This is a genomic window from Gilliamella sp. LMG 34360, from assembly GCF_984568995.1.
This window is the reverse complement of sequence record NZ_OZ474900.1, coordinates 603,771-622,566: the sequence shown is the minus strand read 5'-3', so window position 1 is coordinate 622,566 and position 18,796 is coordinate 603,771. Positions and strand designations below refer to the sequence as shown.

At 33.6% G+C, this 18,796-nt stretch carries 16 protein-coding genes and 2 pseudogenes; 8 read left to right on the top strand and 10 right to left on the bottom strand.

Annotated features, from left to right (window positions below):
• Nucleotides 1-2: 2 nt before the first annotated feature.
• Entirely contained in the window at nucleotides 3-545 is a 543-nt protein-coding gene (locus AC5LW9_RS02850) for a UPF0149 family protein (RefSeq protein ID WP_086326318.1), read from the bottom strand.
• Nucleotides 546-667: 122 nt separating this feature from the next.
• On the opposite strand from AC5LW9_RS02850, the gene AC5LW9_RS02845 reads away from it, so the two are divergent.
• The 6 genes and pseudogenes from AC5LW9_RS02845 (at nucleotide 668) to AC5LW9_RS02820 (ending at nucleotide 5,147) form a co-directional block, all read left to right on the top strand.
• A complete protein-coding gene (locus AC5LW9_RS02845; RefSeq protein ID WP_334320930.1) occupies nucleotides 668-1,021 on the top strand; it encodes a hypothetical protein in 354 nt (117 codons plus the stop codon).
• 139 nt (nucleotides 1,022-1,160) lie between these two features.
• Nucleotides 1,161-1,418 (top strand): phosphocarrier protein Hpr, encoded by a 258-nt coding sequence (gene ptsH / locus AC5LW9_RS02840; RefSeq protein WP_025316545.1) that lies wholly within the window; start codon nucleotides 1,161-1,163, stop codon nucleotides 1,416-1,418.
• Nucleotides 1,419-1,469: 51 nt separating this feature from the next.
• Nucleotides 1,470-3,197 carry a phosphoenolpyruvate-protein phosphotransferase PtsI gene (gene ptsI, locus AC5LW9_RS02835; RefSeq protein WP_493456300.1) on the top strand — a complete coding sequence of 576 codons (1,728 nt, stop codon included), beginning with the start codon at nucleotides 1,470-1,472 and terminating at the stop codon, nucleotides 3,195-3,197.
• A gap of 9 nt (nucleotides 3,198-3,206) precedes the next feature.
• A complete protein-coding gene (gene crr / locus AC5LW9_RS02830; RefSeq protein ID WP_025316547.1) occupies nucleotides 3,207-3,710 on the top strand; it encodes a PTS glucose transporter subunit IIA in 504 nt (167 codons plus the stop codon).
• 88 nt (nucleotides 3,711-3,798) lie between these two features.
• Nucleotides 3,799-4,305 (top strand): annotated as a pseudogene (locus AC5LW9_RS02825) (helix-turn-helix domain-containing protein).
• Entirely contained in the window at nucleotides 4,203-5,147 is a 945-nt protein-coding gene (locus tag AC5LW9_RS02820; protein ID WP_493456585.1) for an IS3 family transposase, read from the top strand. Before AC5LW9_RS02825 ends, AC5LW9_RS02820 begins: the two are co-directional and overlap by 103 nt.
• Before the next feature lie 83 nt (nucleotides 5,148-5,230).
• On the opposite strand, the gene pgi is transcribed toward AC5LW9_RS02820, so the two are convergent.
• The 9 genes and pseudogenes from pgi to rne form a co-directional block, all read right to left on the bottom strand.
• Nucleotides 5,231-6,880, bottom strand: a complete 1,650-nt coding sequence (gene pgi, locus AC5LW9_RS02815; protein WP_144092885.1) for a glucose-6-phosphate isomerase — start codon at nucleotides 6,878-6,880, stop codon at nucleotides 5,231-5,233.
• 955 nt (nucleotides 6,881-7,835) lie between these two features.
• Nucleotides 7,836-7,988: a hypothetical protein gene (locus tag AC5LW9_RS02810; protein WP_198228996.1), complete on the bottom strand. Its 153-nt coding sequence runs from the start codon at nucleotides 7,986-7,988 to the stop codon at nucleotides 7,836-7,838.
• A 424-nt stretch (nucleotides 7,989-8,412) separates the two neighbouring features.
• Nucleotides 8,413-9,345: a homoserine O-succinyltransferase MetA gene (gene metA, locus AC5LW9_RS02805; RefSeq protein WP_493456299.1), complete on the bottom strand. Its 933-nt coding sequence runs from the start codon at nucleotides 9,343-9,345 to the stop codon at nucleotides 8,413-8,415.
• A 216-nt stretch (nucleotides 9,346-9,561) separates the two neighbouring features.
• Nucleotides 9,562-10,377: a peptide ABC transporter ATP-binding protein gene (locus AC5LW9_RS02800; RefSeq protein ID WP_086326760.1), complete on the bottom strand. Its 816-nt coding sequence runs from the start codon at nucleotides 10,375-10,377 to the stop codon at nucleotides 9,562-9,564.
• Nucleotides 10,378-10,393: 16 nt separating this feature from the next.
• The gene (sapD, locus tag AC5LW9_RS02795) at nucleotides 10,394-11,383 is read right to left on the bottom strand and encodes a putrescine export ABC transporter ATP-binding protein SapD (protein WP_086308330.1); all 990 of its coding nucleotides are present in this window, start codon (nucleotides 11,381-11,383) and stop codon (nucleotides 10,394-10,396) included.
• Between the two features lie 2 nt (nucleotides 11,384-11,385).
• Nucleotides 11,386-12,246, bottom strand: a complete 861-nt coding sequence (locus AC5LW9_RS02790; RefSeq protein WP_144092887.1) for an ABC transporter permease subunit — start codon at nucleotides 12,244-12,246, stop codon at nucleotides 11,386-11,388.
• Nucleotides 12,239-13,174: an ABC transporter permease subunit gene (locus tag AC5LW9_RS02785; RefSeq protein WP_198236829.1), complete on the bottom strand. Its 936-nt coding sequence runs from the start codon at nucleotides 13,172-13,174 to the stop codon at nucleotides 12,239-12,241. The genes AC5LW9_RS02790 and AC5LW9_RS02785 overlap by 8 nt, the downstream gene beginning before the upstream one ends.
• A gap of 78 nt (nucleotides 13,175-13,252) precedes the next feature.
• Nucleotides 13,253-13,414, bottom strand: a complete 162-nt coding sequence (locus AC5LW9_RS02780; protein ID WP_444875072.1) for a hypothetical protein — start codon at nucleotides 13,412-13,414, stop codon at nucleotides 13,253-13,255.
• A 552-nt stretch (nucleotides 13,415-13,966) separates the two neighbouring features.
• Nucleotides 13,967-15,958: pseudogene (rne, locus tag AC5LW9_RS02775) on the bottom strand (ribonuclease E); the annotation flags it as partial.
• 747 nt (nucleotides 15,959-16,705) lie between these two features.
• On the opposite strand from rne, the gene syd reads away from it, so the two are divergent.
• Together syd and AC5LW9_RS02765 are read left to right on the top strand one after the other, a co-directional pair.
• A complete protein-coding gene (syd, locus tag AC5LW9_RS02770) occupies nucleotides 16,706-17,239 on the top strand; it encodes a SecY-interacting protein (protein ID WP_493456298.1) in 534 nt (177 codons plus the stop codon).
• Nucleotides 17,240-17,377: 138 nt separating this feature from the next.
• Complete coding sequence (locus AC5LW9_RS02765; RefSeq protein WP_493456297.1) at nucleotides 17,378-18,553, top strand: amino acid aminotransferase; 1,176 nt, start codon at nucleotides 17,378-17,380, stop codon at nucleotides 18,551-18,553.
• Nucleotides 18,554-18,796: the final 243 nt, after the last annotated feature.

Here is an 18,796-nt window from a genome sequence, read left to right as displayed (position 1 = left end):
TCTTAATGAATTGTTGGTGTTATTTCAGTTTCATTGAATTCGTCAAAACATAACATTGATGTTATGCGTACATATTCTTTAATTTCTTCAAACGCAAACTCAAGTTCTTGTTGATCTTCTTGCTCATCATAGCCCAAATTAACAATTTGACGTAAATCATAAATAGCTTCTCCCACATCACCTTTAATCCGATTAATTTTGGGTTGTACCAGCCCTATACCAAGTAAAAAATGATTTACCCAACCAACTAAATCATCAATTTGTGCATACAAATCTTTGTCACTAAGAAATAATTGAAATTCAAAATCTTCATCTAAGAGTTGTTGCTTAGTTAACTGATAAAGTTTAGTAATTTGTTCATTCAGAGGTGCAACAACAGTTTGACCATTATTTAACATATCTTCAACTAAAGGACGCCAACTCTCATCATGGTTACCTCCAGCTAAAATACCTACGATAAAACCATGCAACTCAGCTGCTGTAATCCCTACTTTATATTGGACTAATTGACGATTAAGTTCGTCATAATTAATAGTTTCCGCCATTACGCCACCTTGATGTTGTCATATCAAAAAAATGCATTTCTGCACTTTCCACAATTTTAGTATATAATTCTAAACTTGCTATAAATAATAAACAGGTTACTGAGCTTTATAAAGGAATTATTTTGAAGTTATTAAGAATAATGGTGAAATTGCCTCTACTACTATCTTTTTATGCAGTTTTAGCTATATCATTAGCCGCTTGTGGTACATTAGTTTCAAATAATGGCGTGATTATCCTTAATGTGCAAGATAAGATACACACTTATGTAACCGGTCAAAATTTACCTAAAACTTATAAATTAGGTAATGGCGAGCAAGAACTGCAACGATTTGAAACATTCTGTCGTAAAGAAATTAGAGCTTCTCAACTTGATGGTAGTGAAGAAGTCGTTTTTGAGAATATCAAACATGGTATTCATGGGCAGGTAGAATTTAGAAAATGTAGTGATAAAATCACTCGAATTTACCGATACTGATAAAATCTAGCTATCTCTATAAATTATGGCTAATAATATTCAATGAATGTCAAAGATCTATGAAATCTTACTAGCCTTTCATGCAGTTTTTATTTATATTGGTTGCTGAAAAGAAAATATTTTTAGGAGCAAAAATAATATGTATAAACAAGATGTAACAATTACGGCATCAAATGGTCTTCATACCCGTCCAGCGGCGCAATTTGTCAAAGAAGCCAAAAATTTTAATGCTGAAATTACCGTTACTTCAAATGGTAAAAGTGCAAGTGCCAAAAGCTTATTTAAATTACAAACTTTAGGTTTAACACAAGGAACAACAATTACTATTTCAGCCGAAGGCGAAGATGAAAAAGAAGCAGTACAACATCTTGTAAAACTAATTCCAGAATTAGAATAATAACTCCAAATTAGCTATGAACAGTTTTAAAATTGAATAAGGATTAAATTTATGGTATCAGGTATACTTGTTTCCCCCGGTATCGCTTTTGCAAAAGCGCTATTATTAAAAGAAGAGCCTATTGTTATTAGTAATAGACAAATTCTTGATAACAAAATTGACGCTGAAATTGAACGCTTCAAAGAAGCTCGAGAAAAATCAAGTGAGCAATTACATGCAATCATGGAGCGAGCAAAATCTACATTAGGCGAAGATAAAGCAGCAATATTTGAAGGTCATATCATGCTTCTTGAAGATGAAGATCTTGAACAAGAAGTTATTTCACGTATTCAAACTAAACATTCTACCGCTGATGCCGCAGTTCAATCCGTTTTTGAAACTCAAGCTAAAGAACTGGAAAATTTAGATGATGAATATTTAAAAGAACGTGCAGCAGATATTCGCGACATCGGTAAACGCTTACTTAAAAATATTTTAGGTATTGAAATTGTTGATTTAAGTGCTATTAGCCAACCATGTATTTTAGTTGCAACAGATTTAACACCATCTGAAACCGCTCAATTAAATTTAGACATGGTATTAGGATTTATTACTGATGCTGGTGGACGAACATCACATACATCAATTATGGCTCGTTCATTAGAAATTCCAGCCATTGTAGGCACATCTAACGCAACTCAAGAAATCAAACAAGGTGATTTTGTTATTTTAGATGCAATTAATAATGCTATCTATATCAATCCAGATCACACTACCCAAGAAAAATTAAAACAAGTTCAAGCAAAATTTATTAGCGATAAAGAAGAACTTTCAAAATTAAAAGACTTGCCAGCTGTAACGCTTGACGGACACCAAGTCGAAATTTGTGGCAACATAGGTACTGTGCGTGATATTGCTGGTGCAGAACGCAACGGTTATGAAGGTGTCGGTTTATACCGTACCGAATTCTTATTTATGGATCGCGATGCTTATCCTGATGAAGAAGAACAATTTAAAGCTTACAAAGAAGTGGCTGAATCAACTCATGGTTTATCCGTAATTGTACGCACAATGGATATTGGCGGCGATAAAGATGTACCTTATATGCATTTACCAAAAGAAGAGAATCCATTTTTAGGCTGGCGTGCAATTCGTATTTGTTTAGATCGTAAAGAAATACTTCATGCCCAATTACGTGCAATCTTACGTGCATCTGCATTCGGTAAATTACGTATTATGTTCCCAATGATTATTTCAGTGGAAGAAATTCGCATATTAAAATCTGAAATCAATATTCTTAAAGAACAATTAACGACTGAAGGCAAAGCATTTGATAAAAATATCGAAATTGGTGTGATGATTGAGACCCCTGCAGCAGCAGTGATTGCGCATCACTTAGCCAAAGAAGTAGATTTTTTTAGTATCGGAACGAATGACTTAACTCAATATACACTTGCTGTTGACCGTGGTAATGAATTGATTTCTCATCTTTACAACCCATTATCACCTTCTGTATTAACATTGATTAAAAATGTTATTGATGCATCGCATAAAGAAGGTAAATGGACTGGTATGTGTGGTGAGCTTGCAGGTGATGAACGTGCAACAATTCTATTATTAGGTATGGGGCTTGATGAATTTAGTATGAGTGCGGTATCAATTCCAAAAATTAAAAAATTGATTCGCAATACTAATTTTGAAGAGGCGAAAAAGTTTGCTGATACAGTATTGCAAAAAGCTACAGCCAAAGAAATTATTGACTTAATTGAAAATTATACCGCTGAAAAGCAAATTTGTTAGGAGACAATGATGGGTCTATTCGATAAAATCAAGCAATTAGTATCCGATGATAATAAAAATAGCATCGAAATTATTGCACCTTTAAGTGGCGAAATAGTCAAAATCGAAGATGTACCAGATGTGGTTTTTGCTGAAAAAATCGTTGGTGATGGTGTTGCAATTAAACCTTCTGGTAATAAAATTGTTGCACCTTTAAACGGTAAAATTGGCAAAATCTTCGAAACCAATCACGCTTTTGCAATTGAGTCAGATGAAGGAATTGAACTTTTTGTTCACTTTGGTATCGACACAGTAGAGTTAAAAGGTGAAGGCTTTAAGCGAATTGCTGAAGAAGGTCAACAAGTAAAAGTAGGCGATACGATCATTGAAATCGATCTGCCATTACTTGAAAGTAAAGCAAAATCAGTGTTAACACCAGTGGTTATTTCTAATATGGAAACAGTGGTAGAATTAACTAAACTTTCTGGTTCTGTTGAAGCAGGTAAAACACCGATAATGCGTGTGAAAAAATAATTTTTTCATTTAAGCTAATCATAAAAAAACCTTCAGTCTAATGAAGTGACCCCCAATAGTTGGACAACCAATTACAGGGGGGCTTTTTATGTCAAAATATAGTCGAGATTTAAAAATTATCATAGCTAATAAATTCTTATCAGGAGAATCATCGGAAATTCTTTCAAAAAAATATGCGATATCTTCTCGTCAGATTTGATATTGGTCGCAAGTGGTTGCAATTCATGGTGATAACTCCTTTCAACCAACCCCTCATTTACGTCATGCCGAAGCAAGATTACAAGCACTAAAATTAATGTGGACAAATAATTGGTCTCTCGGGCACACTAGTGCTATGCTTAATTTAAGCTCCCCCGGTCTTCTATTTGTTTGGCTTGATAGATATCATAAAAAAGGTTTCCGAGGGCTTGAATATCGTTCCAGAGGAAAACCCTGTATGAAGCAACCCCGTATTGAACCTACTCACAGTGATGATGAAAAAACAATTGAAGCATTAAAAGAGGAAATTGCTTATCTACGAGCAGAAAATGCTGTTCTAAAAAAGTTAGAAGAGCTGAAGCAAGCAAAACGACAACAAATAAAGAAAAAACGTTAGTTGTTTTAGCTCTTAAATATCAGTATTCCTTAAGACATTTGCTATCAGCAACAAAACTGGAAAAAAGTGTTTTTTATTATCATGTTAATAGGTTGAAAACCCCGTCTGCTTATGAAAATGAGTTAAAACGTATTGAATCGATTTACCATGAACATAAAGGGCGTTATGGTTATCGTCGAATTCATTTAGCGTTGATAAATGAAGGAATTAAGCTCAATCATAAAACGGTACAACGATTAATGGGTCAGCTTAATCTCAAATCGACAGTAAGACCTAAAAAATATCGTTCTTATCGTGGAGAGACAGGTAAAACAGCCGATAATTATCTTAAAAGAGATTTTGAATCATCGAGACCGAATGAAAAATGGGTGACAGATGTCACAGAATTTAAGGTAAATGAACAGAAAATTTACCTATCGCCCATTATCGATTTATATAATCAAGAAGTAATAGCTTATAAAGTGGCTAAAAATGCACGTTTGACCTTGGTAATAGATATGCTTCAAAAAGGGATATCACGATTAAAACAGTGTGAAAAAACGTTACTACATAGTGATCAAGGCTGGCAATATAGAAATCGCCATTATCAGAAGCTACTAGCTAATAATGGCATCAAACAAAGTATGTCCAGAAAAGGAAATTGTTTAGATAATGCGGTAGCTGAAAACTTTTTTGGTCTATTAAAATCAGAAATGTATCATGGACAATGCTTTCAAGATGCAGATGAATTGATTGAAAAAATAGAAGAATATATAGAATACTACAACACCAAACGGATTAAAGCCAAATTAAAAGGCCTGACTCCGGTTGAATATCGAAATCAGGCCTTACAAGCCGCTTAATAAAAGTGTCCAACTTTATGGGGGCACTTCATTAAACTGAAGGTTTTTTATTTTAGTTAAGCAAAGTTAATCTTTTAAACTTCTTAACGCCATTTCTTATATTGATTAATTAGATTATTAGTCGAATCATCATGAGAATCAACCGGTTTATCATCTGCCAATTCAGGTAAAATGCGACCAGCTAATTGTTTACCAAGCTCTACACCCCATTGATCGAAACTAAAGATATTAAGAATAATACCTTGTGTAAAGATCTTATGTTCATACATAGCGACTAATGCTCCAAGAGTATAAGGTGTTATTTTTTTCACGAGAATTGAATTTGTTGGTTTATTACCCTCAAAAACTTTAAACGGTACAATTGATTTAACTTCATCAAGTGTTTTACCTGCTGCAATGAATTCTTGTTCAACTTGCTCAGCGGTTTTACCAAACGCTAAAGCTTCGGTCTGCGCAAAAAAGTTAGACAGTAATTTCGGATGGTGATCACCCACTGGATTATGGCTGATTGCTGGTGCAATAAAATCACATGGGATTAATTTAGTACCTTGATGAATTAATTGATAAAATGCGTGTTGACCATTAGTCCCTGGTTCTCCCCAAATAATTGGGCCTGTAGTATAAGACGTTTTATGTCCATTACGATCAACACTCTTACCGTTTGATTCCATATTTCCTTGTTGGAAATAAGCTGCAAAGCGGTGCATATACTGATCATACGGTAAAATTGCTTCGGTTTCTGCTCCACAGAAATTATTGTACCAAATACCAATTAACGCGAGTAATGCTGGAATATTTTTCTCGATTGATACGCTTTGGAAGTGTTTATCCATAGCATGACCACCAGCTAAAAACTCTTTAAAGTTGTCAAAACCAATTGATAAAACGATTGACAAGCCAATTGCCGACCAAGAAGAATAACGACCTCCAACCCAATCCCAAAATTCAAACATATTGGAAGTATCAATACCAAATTTTTCAACCTCTTTAGCATTGGTTGAAAGTGCAACAAAATGCAAAGCAACGGCTTTTTCATCTTTGGCTGCATCAAGTAACCATTTACGAGCAGTCTGAGCATTTGTCATGGTTTCTTGTGTGGTAAACGTTTTAGATGCCACTAAGAATAAAGTGGTTTCAGGATTTAAACCTTTAAGCGCTTCAACAATATGAGTACCATCGACATTAGAAACAAAATGCATTGTTAAATGATTTTTATAAGGGCGTAATGCTTCGGTAATCATATGAGGACCAAGATCTGAACCGCCAATACCAATATTAACTACATCTGTAATTGCTTTACCTGTATAACCTTTCCATTCTCCGCTAATGATCTTTTTACTAAACGATTCCATCTTAGCCAATACTGTGTTGACATCATCCATCACATTCTTACCATCGACAAAAATCGGTGTATTTGAAACATTACGGAGCGCAACATGTAATACAGCGCGGTTTTCGGTACGATTAATTTTCTCACCGCTATACATGGCGTTAATAGCGCCATTTAAATCACATTCATCAGCAAGTTTATAAAGAACCTCTAAAGTTTCTTGTGTCACTCTATTTTTTGACAAATCAACCAAAAACTCATCTTCAAAAGGAATACTCAGTTTTTCAACACGCTTAGGCTCATCATTTAAGATTTGGGCAATTGTCTTTTCATGATGCTTTTCATAACTCGCTTGAAGGGATTTCCAAGAAGAAGTGGTAGTTGGATCAATTGACTTTAACATATTTAATTCCTTAATTAATATAGCACTGCTATCCATAATATAACTATGCCTAACATGATGCAAGATAAGGATTTTATCTTTTGTTTTTTACAATTACTAAGATTTTATCCTTAGCTTTTTAAATTGATTGATTTCATACTTTTTCGTTTAATGAATACTTGTTTAAAAGACTAATAAGCGGAAAAAAGTCAAAATAAGGCGACCAAATCGGTAATTTCTTATTGCCTATAAGTATACAGTCAGAAAAACTACTTATTTTCGGCAAAATAAATATCAAAAAGAATACTCTAAATCCAAATTTACTGGATATAAGAACTGGATGTTTTAATAACTTATTGTATATTAAATAAAATAATTATTACCAAGTTTGTTACGGGTAGATATGCCCGCTTATGCTCACGAAGTTCCCATTTAAGAGCACCTTGATAATGATTAATCAGCAAATAGTTTCAATTTATTAATTATTTCTACTGATTCGTTTTCAAACCAAAATGCAACAAATAAATGAATATTTGAACAGTTTTTTTCTAATTGATTATTTACTCTTATCTCTGGATATTGTTACCTATAATGCCTACATTCAAGAGCTAATCTCTTCTATTATGTTGAGTAGATTTCTTTCTGGATTAAGTATTTTATATATAGACATTTTATTTACTCTTTTAAAAAACATATAATTTATCGGAAATTATAACTCATTAGGATTGATTGCTTTAATATGTTTTTCCTAGTCCTCTTTTGATATTGGTTGCAATAATAAATAAGGGGCATGGATGTATTTACTATCAGTGTAAACTTGGTAAATAACTTTTTGAGTTCCGCTATGAAATAATGTAGAGGGTTTATTCGGTAAGTTTTCTAAGTTAAATTCTTTCTAGTTCTTTTCATCAATAAAAAACAGTTCTTGTTCACGTATTTCAGTTGATGTTAATTTGTGTAGGATTTTATTTTCTAATTATATTACCAAGTTTATTTCATAAGTTAATTCCACTAAATCAAATAATAGCGCTCTATCGGTAGTGAGCGCTTCTTTTAAAGCTTGGATAACTTTGGCATTATCATGACGATAGTGACTATAGCCATAATAAAAATATAGTTTATATAGCATTCCATAGATCTATTAACTTGATTAGGATAATTAATGCAATATTTAATTACTCCATCTTAAGCAGAACTATAATCAAAACGAGCTTTTTCAAAACTAGATTCTTGTAATTGCGTTCTGCATAAATCAATAAAGTTATAGCTAACTAAATGATTTTCGGAAACGGGTTGTTACCAATATTGCCATTTTTTTTGAGTACTGAGTTTATAATATTTCATTAATCTTATTTTTATTTCCTATACTACAAAATCAATAATAGATTGAAGAATATCTATATTTTAGAATTTTATTTATCTATTAAATGGTTTTCTTTTTTATTTTACGTTCACCAGTGAACAGCATGTTTTATTTACAAATTTTTAGTTATTTTCCATAATCGATATTCTCCACATCTATATACAAACAAGCTTTGTAAATTAACTTTCTTTTAATCATCAACCGTCATATTACGTGTTGTTAAATCATATGGTGTTAATTGATAGACGTAATAGTTAAGCCAATTACTAAATAGTAAATAAGCATGACTACGCCATGTGGCTTTAGGGGTCAGATTTGGATTATTATCAGGAAAATAATTTTCTGGAATATTGGGTTCTATACCGGCTTTAATATCACGAAAATATTCATTGGCTAAGGTAAAAGAGTCGTATTCTGGATGCCCTGTTACAAATGCCATGCGTTTATCTGCCGTGGTCATTAGATAAGGTCCTGTAATATCGGACTCGGCTAAAATTGTTAAATCGGTGTAATTTATGATTTTATCTTTGGGGAAATCAGCATTACGTGAATGCGGTGCTAAAAAGGTATCGTCAAATCCTCGAGATAAAATCGCATTCGGCTGAATAATGTGATGTTGATAAACGCCTGATAATTTCTGGCTGCGAGTAAATTTTGGCAAATCATACAAAACGTTTAAAGCAGCCTGCACAGCCCAACAAACAAACATTGTTGAAGTTACATGTTCTTTTGCCCAAGTAATAATTTCAGCTAATTTAGGCCAATAAACCACATCAGAGAAAGGTACTTTTCCTAATGGTGCTCCCGTTATAATAAGTCCATCAAAATTCTGATGTCGAATATCATCAAAATCACAATAAAAGCTATTTAAATGTTCCATTGGTGTATTTTTTGATTCGCGCTGATCAATCCGCAATAATTGAACATTCACTTGTAAAGGTGAATTCGATAAAAGCCGAAAAAATTGATTTTCAGTCTCGATTTTTTTAGGCATTAAATTGAGAAAGAGAAGCTTAAGAGGTCTAATTTCTTGGGTTTTGGCACGCGATGAAGTCATAATAAATACATTTTCATTGCGTAATACATCAACAGCGGGCAATGAGTCTGGAATACAAATAGGCATAACAACAGCTCCTAAAATAATCAGTTATTTTTGAACAGTTAAAATAGACGTCTAGATATCTGTATAGCTAAATATAGTGGGTTTTATAATATTTGTCGAGATTTTTATTGAACAATAATAGAAATAAGATTTAAAAAATCAGTATAGTAGCGAATTCAATAGGAGATAATACTTGAATGGTTGTCACAGTAAAATGGCTGTTAAAGACATGAAATCTTAGAAAGCACGAGTGTCAGTACGCCAAGTATCAGCGGTTAATGCTTCGCCAAAATAGCTATTAATTAATTTTTGGGTAATGTCACTTAATGGTGAAGCTAATACTTCAGCCGTATTACCATATTCAACTAGCTCGCCATTATGCATCACTAAAATTTCATCGCTGATATGTTTCATCATCCCTATATCTTGAGTAACGTATACATAAGAAATATTTTGCTCCGCTTGCAGCGATAACATTAAATTCACAATTTGCGAACGCATTGAAATATCTAGAGCAGCTAGAGCTTCATCTAAAATTATCACTTTAGGTTTCAGAATTAATGCTCGAGCTAATGCCACTCGTTGCTTTTGTCCCGCCGCCATTACCGAAGGATAATAAGAAGCATGTTCAGGTAACAATCCAACTTGCTTTAAGACTTCACTAATTAACTTTTCACGTTCTTGAGCATTATATTTAGTATTATGTTTTAATGGGATTTCTAACAATTGACCAATGCGTAATCTTGGATCAAAAGAGCTTTCGACATGTTGAAATATCATGCGAATAAGTTGGCAACGGTAACTATAATCACCATATTCAACTTTATTACCATCAATCCAGATATCGCCACTGTCAGGTTTTAACATACCAACTAACATTTTTGCTAAGGTTGACTTTCCGGAGCCATTTTGTCCAATAATGGCCAATGTTTTACCTTCACTTAGAGAAAACGACAATGGCTTAACCGCATCAATCCGTAAATGCCCTAAAAGACCTTTAGGAACTTTAAATTGTTTAGATAAGTTACGCACTTTTAATATTGGACTCATCATATATTCCTATTATTTACTACTCATCCGTATTTAACGGAAAATGGCAAGCTACTGAGTGATCCTTTATCGGTATTAACTCAGGGGCTTGAATACACTTTTTTTGAGCATAAGGACAACGCGGTCCTAACCGGCAACCTATCGGCAAATGTTCAAGAGATGGAATCACTCCCGGTAAAGTATTGAGGGGACTTTTATGGGGCATCGCTTTACCAAAATCAGGAATAGCATAAATTAAAGCTTGGGTATAAGGATGATAAGGTGATTTAATTAAATCCTCACTATCAGCAACTTCTACCGTTTGCCCACAATACAATACACTAATACGATCTGTCCATCGTGTCACCATTTGTAAATCATGACTGATAAGAAGAATAGTGGTACCAATATTTTGGTTCATACTTGCAAGAAGTCTAAATATTTGTGCCTCAGTTGTTGCTTCCATTGAATTAGTAGGTTCATCGGCAATTAATAATTTAGGTCGATTAGCCAGAGCAATGGCAATCATTACTTTCTGGCACTCTCCCTCAGTTAATTCAAATGGATAAGATTTCAATATCTCTTTATGGTCTTTAATTCCTACCCGATGCAACAATTCAATAGCACGATTTTTACGCCAGAAGAATCTTTGCCACCAATGCCCTTTAAATGTTCTTCTTGGAATGGCATTTATGAGTTGTTGACCAATTTTCATTGAGGGATCTAAACATGATTGTGGTTCTTGAAATATCATAGAAACATTATCACTAATCACTTTTCGACGTTGTTTAGGAGTCAGTTTTAATAGATCAATATCATTAAAATGAAAACGATCAGCCGAAATTTTCCAGTTGTGATTAGTCACCCCTAAAATGGCTTTAGCAATAAGGCTTTTTCCTGAACCAGACTCCCCAACTAAACCACGAATTTCACCTTCAGATAATTTTAAGCTTACACGATCGATTGCACGAAGCAAACCATCAGGTGTAATAAATTCTATGGTTAAATTTCGAATATCTAACAAAGCCATAATTAATGCCCTGCTCGTCGGCCATATAATCCAAAATTGAATAAATAGACCAAAGTAATGGTAACGACCACAGCCAATCCTGGAGCAAGAAAGGCTAAATAATTAGTACCGATAATATCTTTCATTTTAAACATCATCATACCCAAATCGGGACGAGAAATATCATTGGCAAAACCTAAAAAAGTTATGGTAGTAATGGCCAAAATAATCGAACCAAATAAAGAGACAATTTCGGTCAAATATACAGGTAAAATATTAGGTAAGATATAGTGATTAAAAATTGAAAATGGTGACAACCCATCCAATCGATAAGCGGTAATGTAAGTTTTGTGCCATTCATTAATCGCTCGTTGATGAATATTATAGATAAAGCGTGGTGTATAAGATAATCCTACCACTAATAACATATTGGTAATATCATCTTCAAATACCATGCTAATGGCAATGACACCGAGTAGCGGTGGTACAACCATACAAAACTTAAAAATAAATAGTACTAACGGTCGCAAAAAAGAGATAAAAAACATTAAGTAATTAATTAGCCCACCAATAACAATGACATAAAATACGGCTTTTAATGTCATGGATATGGTCGAACGATACCCAATCAATAAATAATCGAAAATATCTTGTCCTTTAGCATTAGTACCTAAAATATGATTCAAATCACCATTCGCCCACCAAGCTGGTGGTAATGAGGCGGGATAAATAGGGTTTAAATGAGCATGAAAAAACCATTTAGTCGATAATGCTACAAATGCAATTGCTAATATGCCGTAAAAGCTAATAATTAAATATACATTACTATGTAGCTTATTAAAACAAGATACAATAGTATTAACTAATTTAGTTACCCTAGACATAATTTACCTTATGGCGTAATGGATAAATAGCAACTGCGGAAATCTCACCTAATAATGTTAATAGGCTGATAACCGTACCACATGCCAAAATAGCAATAGCAATAATAGAATAATTATGATGGCGATAAGCAATCATCACCCATTGCCCTAGACCAACACGATTAAATAAAATTTCAATTACCATTGTCGAAAACAGCAACGTTGTCGTATTGTATGTTAACTGTGGAATCGTTGCAGGAATAGAATTAGGTAACAAATGACGACGTAAAACTTTAAATGGGGATCGTTCACGAATAATCGCCATTCTAATATAGTTTTGACGTGAGGTACTTTTTACTGATTGACTCACTAATTGTATTGTCATAATACTTGGTTGAATGGCTAAAATAATAATAGGCAAAAGCAAATGATGAAGTTGATCAAATAGCGCTTGTAATTTAAATGTTTTTGATGCAATTAAAATATCAAGTAACGATGTTCCTGCTACTGACGGCGACACGTCAAAATTCATTGATATCGTCCAAGTAGGCGATAACCAATGCATAACAATAACAACAAGCATAACTATAGGGCAAGAATATAGAAATAACGAGCCTAAGCGAATTGTACTATTTAGCCAATTAATATTACTCAGACCAAGAAATATTCCTAACGGTAATCCAATTACTAAAGCAACCACTAAAGCAAGTATACAAAGCTCAAAAGTCGCTAATAAAGTGTGAAAAAATGGAACGGTTTCACCTGATAATAATCTGAATTGACCTTGCAGTAATTGCTTAAAAAAAGCACTATATGCATCAACAAAACTGAGATTATTAAAGTTAAGCATTGAATGTGGAGCAAAATAGACTAAGCAGAAACAAATCTGAGTCAATACGCAGATAATAAATAAAAACGTTACTATTTTTTTGAAAATATAGATAATCATATTTATCTTTATCGCTATTATAAGTAAATAAAACACGGTAACAACTCTCTATTACCGTGTTTTAAGCTATTTAAAGGATTAATCTTCTGATATTACTGGTTTACTAGCAGCTGCATAAGCATGATCTTGTGCACTTAAACCACCAGCATTACCTTTACCATCAAAATGATAGTCTGACTCTTCACGCGACTTTATACTTTCATTCGATACTTCGTATTCTGGTGCTGACGCTTTGGTCATTACAGCCGAAGAATGACCCGTTGTTTGTTCAGTTCCATTAACTGACTTCTCACTGTCATTACTTTGTTTAACCTCTTCAAAATCAGGTTGCATATCAACGTTTACTTGATTTGCTGAGGTATCACTTAACGTCATATCGGTATTGTCTTTAATGTCATTGGTCGCTACAACTTCATTATCTTTAATAATAACCGGTACTAATAACGACGGAATCACCTGTGTTGTCATTTTTGGTTCTTCCTGCTTCAATTGACTATAATCAATAGATACTCGACCTAAGGCCAGTTCGAGTGATGCAGCAGCAAATGGCAATGGCATTGGTGACTGTTTTTGTTCAGTATTTCTTACGCGCCGCTTGTTGCGCTGACCATTCATACGCAAATGTCTAGATGTACGGCGTTGACGTTTTGGTTGAATATCAGCAACATTGTTACTCATTGGTTGATCAACAATAATTGGTAATAATAAAGTTGGAATAATAACTTTTTCATCGACAACTTGATCGATCATTTCACTATTTTTAACTCGGACACTTTTAGTTAAAGTACGTTGTTGACGTCGTGGTTTAGGCTCTTTTGGCTTAATAGCTGTGGCTTCATTAACCGTTTTATCTGCCTTAGCAGTAGCATTTATCGTATTTGATGCATTTGCATTATTGTTTTGCCTTGTACGACGTCCACTGCTTCTATTTGGCGTCTCTTTCGTATTGGTTTCTGTTGCCGGCGTCACCATAGCAATAATATTATTAACAGCATTGTTGTTACGATTATTACGCTGGCGTCGATTATTAGAACGTTGATTATCACGTCGTTTTTGTGATGGTTGTTTAACTTCTGGCTCAGGTTTAGGTTTTTCAGCAGCAAATAATTTATTTACTTTACCTAAAATAGTATTACATAAGTTAAATAATTTCTTAATTTTTGGCTCAGCTTTAACTTTTGGTGTTGCATAAGCTTCGACTTTAGGCCCTGATAATATAGCTTGTTCTACAATAACATCTGTCGTTTGCTCTTCTTCCTCTTCTTCAAGTTCACGAATCAGTTTAGGAAGATTATAACTGAGTATATCTGTCTCTTCACCGGTACGTTTACGAATAACTTTATAAAGAGGGGTTTCCATCTCTTCGTCACCAGCAATTACAATTTTGACATCAGGATGCATTTTTTCAATATTTGTGATCGCTCGACGTTTTTCATTAAGTAAATAACTGGCAATTGGTACAGGGACTATCACATCAATTTGAACGGTATTATCTTTCATTGCTTCTTCTTGAATCAAACGAAGAATAGAAAGAGACAATGAATTGTTATCACGTACAGTACCCGTACCTTGACAACGAGGACAAATATGATGGGTTGCTTCGCGTAATGAAGGACTTAAACGTTGACGAGACATCTCAAGCAAACCAAAGCGCGATATTCGCGTAGTTTGAATACGGGCACGGTCAGTTTTCATCGCCTCTTTTAAGCGGTTTTCAACTTCACGTTGGTTACGAATTGGTGTCATATCAATAAAATCAATAACGATCAAACCACCTAAATCGCGTAAACGTAATTGACGAGCGATCTCCTCTGCTGCCTCAAGATTGGTGTTAAACGCTGTTTCTTCAATATCACTACCACGAATTGACTTAGCAGAGTTAATATCAATGGCAGTTAATGCTTCGGTTGTATCAATAACGATTGAACCACCAGATGGTAAGCGAACTTCACGTTGGAATGCTGACTCAATTTGCCCTTCAATCTGGAAATGATTAAATAATGGAACATCACCTTCATAAAGTTTTAAACGGTTAACATATTCAACGCGACCTAAATCAACCAATCGCTTTTTAGCCACTTCCATTACTTTAGGGTTATCAATTAAAATATCGCCCACGTCATCACGCAAATAGTCACGAAATGCACGGGTAATAATATCACTTTCTTTATGAATTAAGCTTGGAGCTGGGTAGTTTTTGGCTTCGTTTTGAATAGCTGTCCAATAGTTGACTAAGGCATCTAAATCTTGTTGTAATTCTTCCTGACTTTTACCTACACCGGCGGTTCGAGCAATAACCCCCATTCCTCTTGGTTTTTCAATCGCATCAATAATGCGTCTTAAATCTGCTCGATCTTCACCTTCAATACGGCGTGAAACACCACCCGCTCGGGGATCGTTAGGCATCAATACCAAATAGCTACCCGCTAGGCTAATATAAGTCGTTAATGCTGCACCTTTTTTACCACGGATCTCTTTTTCAATTTGGATTAGAACTTCTTGCCCTTCTTGTAGATGTTTAATACTACGACGACCCGAAATATTAGCGGGGAAATAACTTTCAGCAATCTCTTTTAATGGTAAAAATCCATCTCGTTCACCACCATAAGAGACAAAAGCGGCTTCTAAACTTGGGTTTATTTTAGTGATCTTGCCTTTATAAATATTGGCTTTTTTTTGCTCATGCCCAAGACTTTCAATATCTAAATCATACAAGCGTTGTCCATCAACGAGCGCAACGCGCAACTCCTCTTGCTGAGTTGCGTTGATTAGCATTCTTTTCATTATTCTACACTCTTTATTAATCTTAATTAATTATAGGTAGAATATTATTATCAATAATAAACGTTTATTTTAACAATGATAAATAATGGTTGTTAACTAAATATTCAAATATGGTATTCATTATTTTATTTGTGTTATTTTTGTTATTATATTATGTGAAACCGATATTATTTGTACAATATCTTTTTAAAATTTAAGGCATTATCAATGTTCAAAAGTTTCACTCACTTTATGAACCATCCCTAAACATATAACTCATCGATATTATTTCTATGGTTAACTTATAAACTAAAGTTTTTTTGACTTTGGCTACCAAATTAAATCGTTACATGATTGTTCAAAATAAACATATTATTTAATTATAATAATCCTACTTACGCTATTTTACTTTTAAAAAAAATTGTAATGTCTAACGCCATTGCTGCATTACAAGGATAAAAAAATCCTTTCTTATTTTAACGTTTCAGCAAAGGATAGCAAGCAAATTAAAATTGGTATTTTATAAATGGTTATCAAGGTATTTTGTATTTATCATAATTCTTGTTCAACTAAAAAAGAAAATCTCACTTTCTGATATGAGTACTTTATACTAAAACATCATGTTAACCTGAAACTTCTTTACAAATTTTTGTCCTGATGCTTATCTCACATAATTAAAAATAAGCAATGAATTACATGGTGCAAGGCTAATCTTAATCAGTATAATAATTATTAAGGAAAACTGTTAACAAGAGACAAAAACAATTTATGGACATACCTGAAAAAACATCACTCATTGAATTTACCACTCGTTGGTTAAATCAATTTGATTACGCCCCACAAAGTGAAGAATTGCATGCCATCCCTTCTCCTTGTATTTTAAAAACCGAACAACTTACCGTATTTTGGCAACCGTTTGCTTTACAACCACCAAGAGATTTATCCATAGTTGAAGAAGTTGTAGGCATTACTTTACATCCCTCTTCACATATTTTTTATGGCACACAATATGCTGGCAATATGACAGCTAAATTTGCCGACATCAAATTAACTTTAATCCAAGCTTGGAATGATGATGATTTTTCTAACTTAGAACAAAATTTAATTGCCCATTTATCCCAACAAAAAAAATTAAAACGTGTTCCAACCATTTTTATAGCAGCAACAGATGAAAGTACTGAAATAATTTCTTTGAACAATTTAACTGGTGAAATTGTAAAAGAAGATTTGATTACAGGAGAGTTAACTACACTTACTCAAGATTTAACATCTTTTTTAAATAAACTAATTGTTATTAATTAAATAACAATTAGTAAGCTATAACTCAAGCGATAACTCAATACTGAGGTCGATCCATAAAAGTAAATATTTTCTAAATTGTAACTTATAAAATAATGTGTATATAATGCGTTAAAAGTCATTAGATTAGATAGGTGAATTATGTTTGAATATTTAACAGCAGCGCCAGCCGATCCCATTTTAGGGCTAGCAGATCTTTATAATAAAGATGAACGCACCAATAAGATTAATTTAAGTGTTGGTGTTTACAAGGACGAAACCACCAAAACACCTATTTTAGAAAGTGTAAAAAAGGCGGAACAATTTTTATTAACCGACGAAACCACTAAAAGTTATTTACCGATTGATGGTTCCAGTACATTTAATGAAGCGACACAAACGTTGCTTTTTGGTAATAAAAATGAACGTGCTAGAACAGCCCAAGCACCAGGAGGAACAGGCGCACTGCGCATAATGGCTGATTTCTTATCTCGCCGAACCAAAGTCAAACGTATTTGGATAAGTAATCCATCTTGGCCTAATCACCGTAGTGTATTTCAAACCGCTGGTCTTGAAGTACGAGAATACAACTATTATAACCCGCAGACACATAGTCTTGATTTTGATGCCATGATGAGCAGTTTAAGTCAAGTCGCAGCTGGCGAAGCAGTACTATTCCATGGTTGCTGTCATAACCCAACAGGTATCGATCCAACACCAGAACAATGGCAAGCTATTTCTGATTTAGCGTTAAAAAATGGTTGGTTGCCTCTGTTTGATTTAGCTTATCAAGGCTTTGGGCAAGGTATTGAAGAGGACGTTTATGGATTAAGATTATTTGCAAATCATCAACCTGAATTGCTTATTGCAAGCTCCTATTCAAAAAACTTTGGGTTATATAACGAGCGTGTGGGGGCATTTACATTAATTGCTGCAAATACCGAAATTGCCGATCGTGCTTTTAGTCAAGTTAAAACCATTATTCGCGCGAATTATTCTAATCCTCCAGCTCATGGAGCTAAAATTGTCTCTTATATTCTAAATAATGAAGAGTTAAAAGAAGAGTGGATTGATGAATTAACCAACATGCGTCAACGCATTCATCGTATGCGACAATTATTTGTTAAAACGTTACAAGATAAAGGTGCAAATCAAGACTTTAGCTTTATTGCTAAACAAAATGGGATGTTCTCATTTAGTGGCTTAAGTGAAGAGCAAGTTCTAAAGTTACGCAGTGATTATGGCATCTACATTGTTAATTCAGGACGAATCAATGTTGCAGGAATGACTATTGATAATATGTCCAGACTCTGTGAATCAATAGTTGAAGTATTATAAAACTCATTAACAAATTGAATAATAATTCAAAATCTCAAATAAAAACTAAGGGAATGATTAAATTTCCTTAGTTATTGCGATTAATAATAAAAATCCTAATCCACTCAAATCAAAATATCCCATTAAATAAAAATAATTTCATTTTTAACTGATGTTGGATAATCCTCTATTTCTTTAATTCTCTATATTTAATTTCCTATTTTTATTCCTTTTAGTTATATCAATATACAAACTGATTATTAG

What these genes read in the sequence shown, in the direction of transcription:
- AC5LW9_RS02850 (WP_086326318.1), bottom strand. Translation starts at nt 545, where the DNA reads ATGGCGGAAACTATTAATTATGACGAACTTAATCGTCAATTAGTCCAA.
- ptsH (WP_025316545.1), top strand. Translation starts at nt 1,161, where the DNA reads ATGTATAAACAAGATGTAACAATTACGGCATCAAATGGTCTTCATACC.
- ptsI (WP_493456300.1), top strand. Translation starts at nt 1,470, where the DNA reads ATGGTATCAGGTATACTTGTTTCCCCCGGTATCGCTTTTGCAAAAGCG.
- crr (WP_025316547.1), top strand. Translation starts at nt 3,207, where the DNA reads ATGGGTCTATTCGATAAAATCAAGCAATTAGTATCCGATGATAATAAA.
- pgi (WP_144092885.1), bottom strand. Translation starts at nt 6,880, where the DNA reads ATGTTAAAGTCAATTGATCCAACTACCACTTCTTCTTGGAAATCCCTT.
- AC5LW9_RS02810 (WP_198228996.1), bottom strand. Translation starts at nt 7,988, where the DNA reads ATGCTATATAAACTATATTTTTATTATGGCTATAGTCACTATCGTCAT.
- metA (WP_493456299.1), bottom strand. Translation starts at nt 9,345, where the DNA reads ATGCCTATTTGTATTCCAGACTCATTGCCCGCTGTTGATGTATTACGC.
- AC5LW9_RS02800 (WP_086326760.1), bottom strand. Translation starts at nt 10,377, where the DNA reads ATGATGAGTCCAATATTAAAAGTGCGTAACTTATCTAAACAATTTAAA.
- sapD (WP_086308330.1), bottom strand. Translation starts at nt 11,383, where the DNA reads ATGGCTTTGTTAGATATTCGAAATTTAACCATAGAATTTATTACACCT.
- AC5LW9_RS02790 (WP_144092887.1), bottom strand. Translation starts at nt 12,246, where the DNA reads ATGTCTAGGGTAACTAAATTAGTTAATACTATTGTATCTTGTTTTAAT.
- AC5LW9_RS02785 (WP_198236829.1), bottom strand. Translation starts at nt 13,174, where the DNA reads ATGATTATCTATATTTTCAAAAAAATAGTAACGTTTTTATTTATTATC.
- AC5LW9_RS02780 (WP_444875072.1), bottom strand. Translation starts at nt 13,414, where the DNA reads ATGACCAAAGCGTCAGCACCAGAATACGAAGTATCGAATGAAAGTATA.
- syd (WP_493456298.1), top strand. Translation starts at nt 16,706, where the DNA reads ATGGACATACCTGAAAAAACATCACTCATTGAATTTACCACTCGTTGG.
- AC5LW9_RS02765 (WP_493456297.1), top strand. Translation starts at nt 17,378, where the DNA reads ATGTTTGAATATTTAACAGCAGCGCCAGCCGATCCCATTTTAGGGCTA.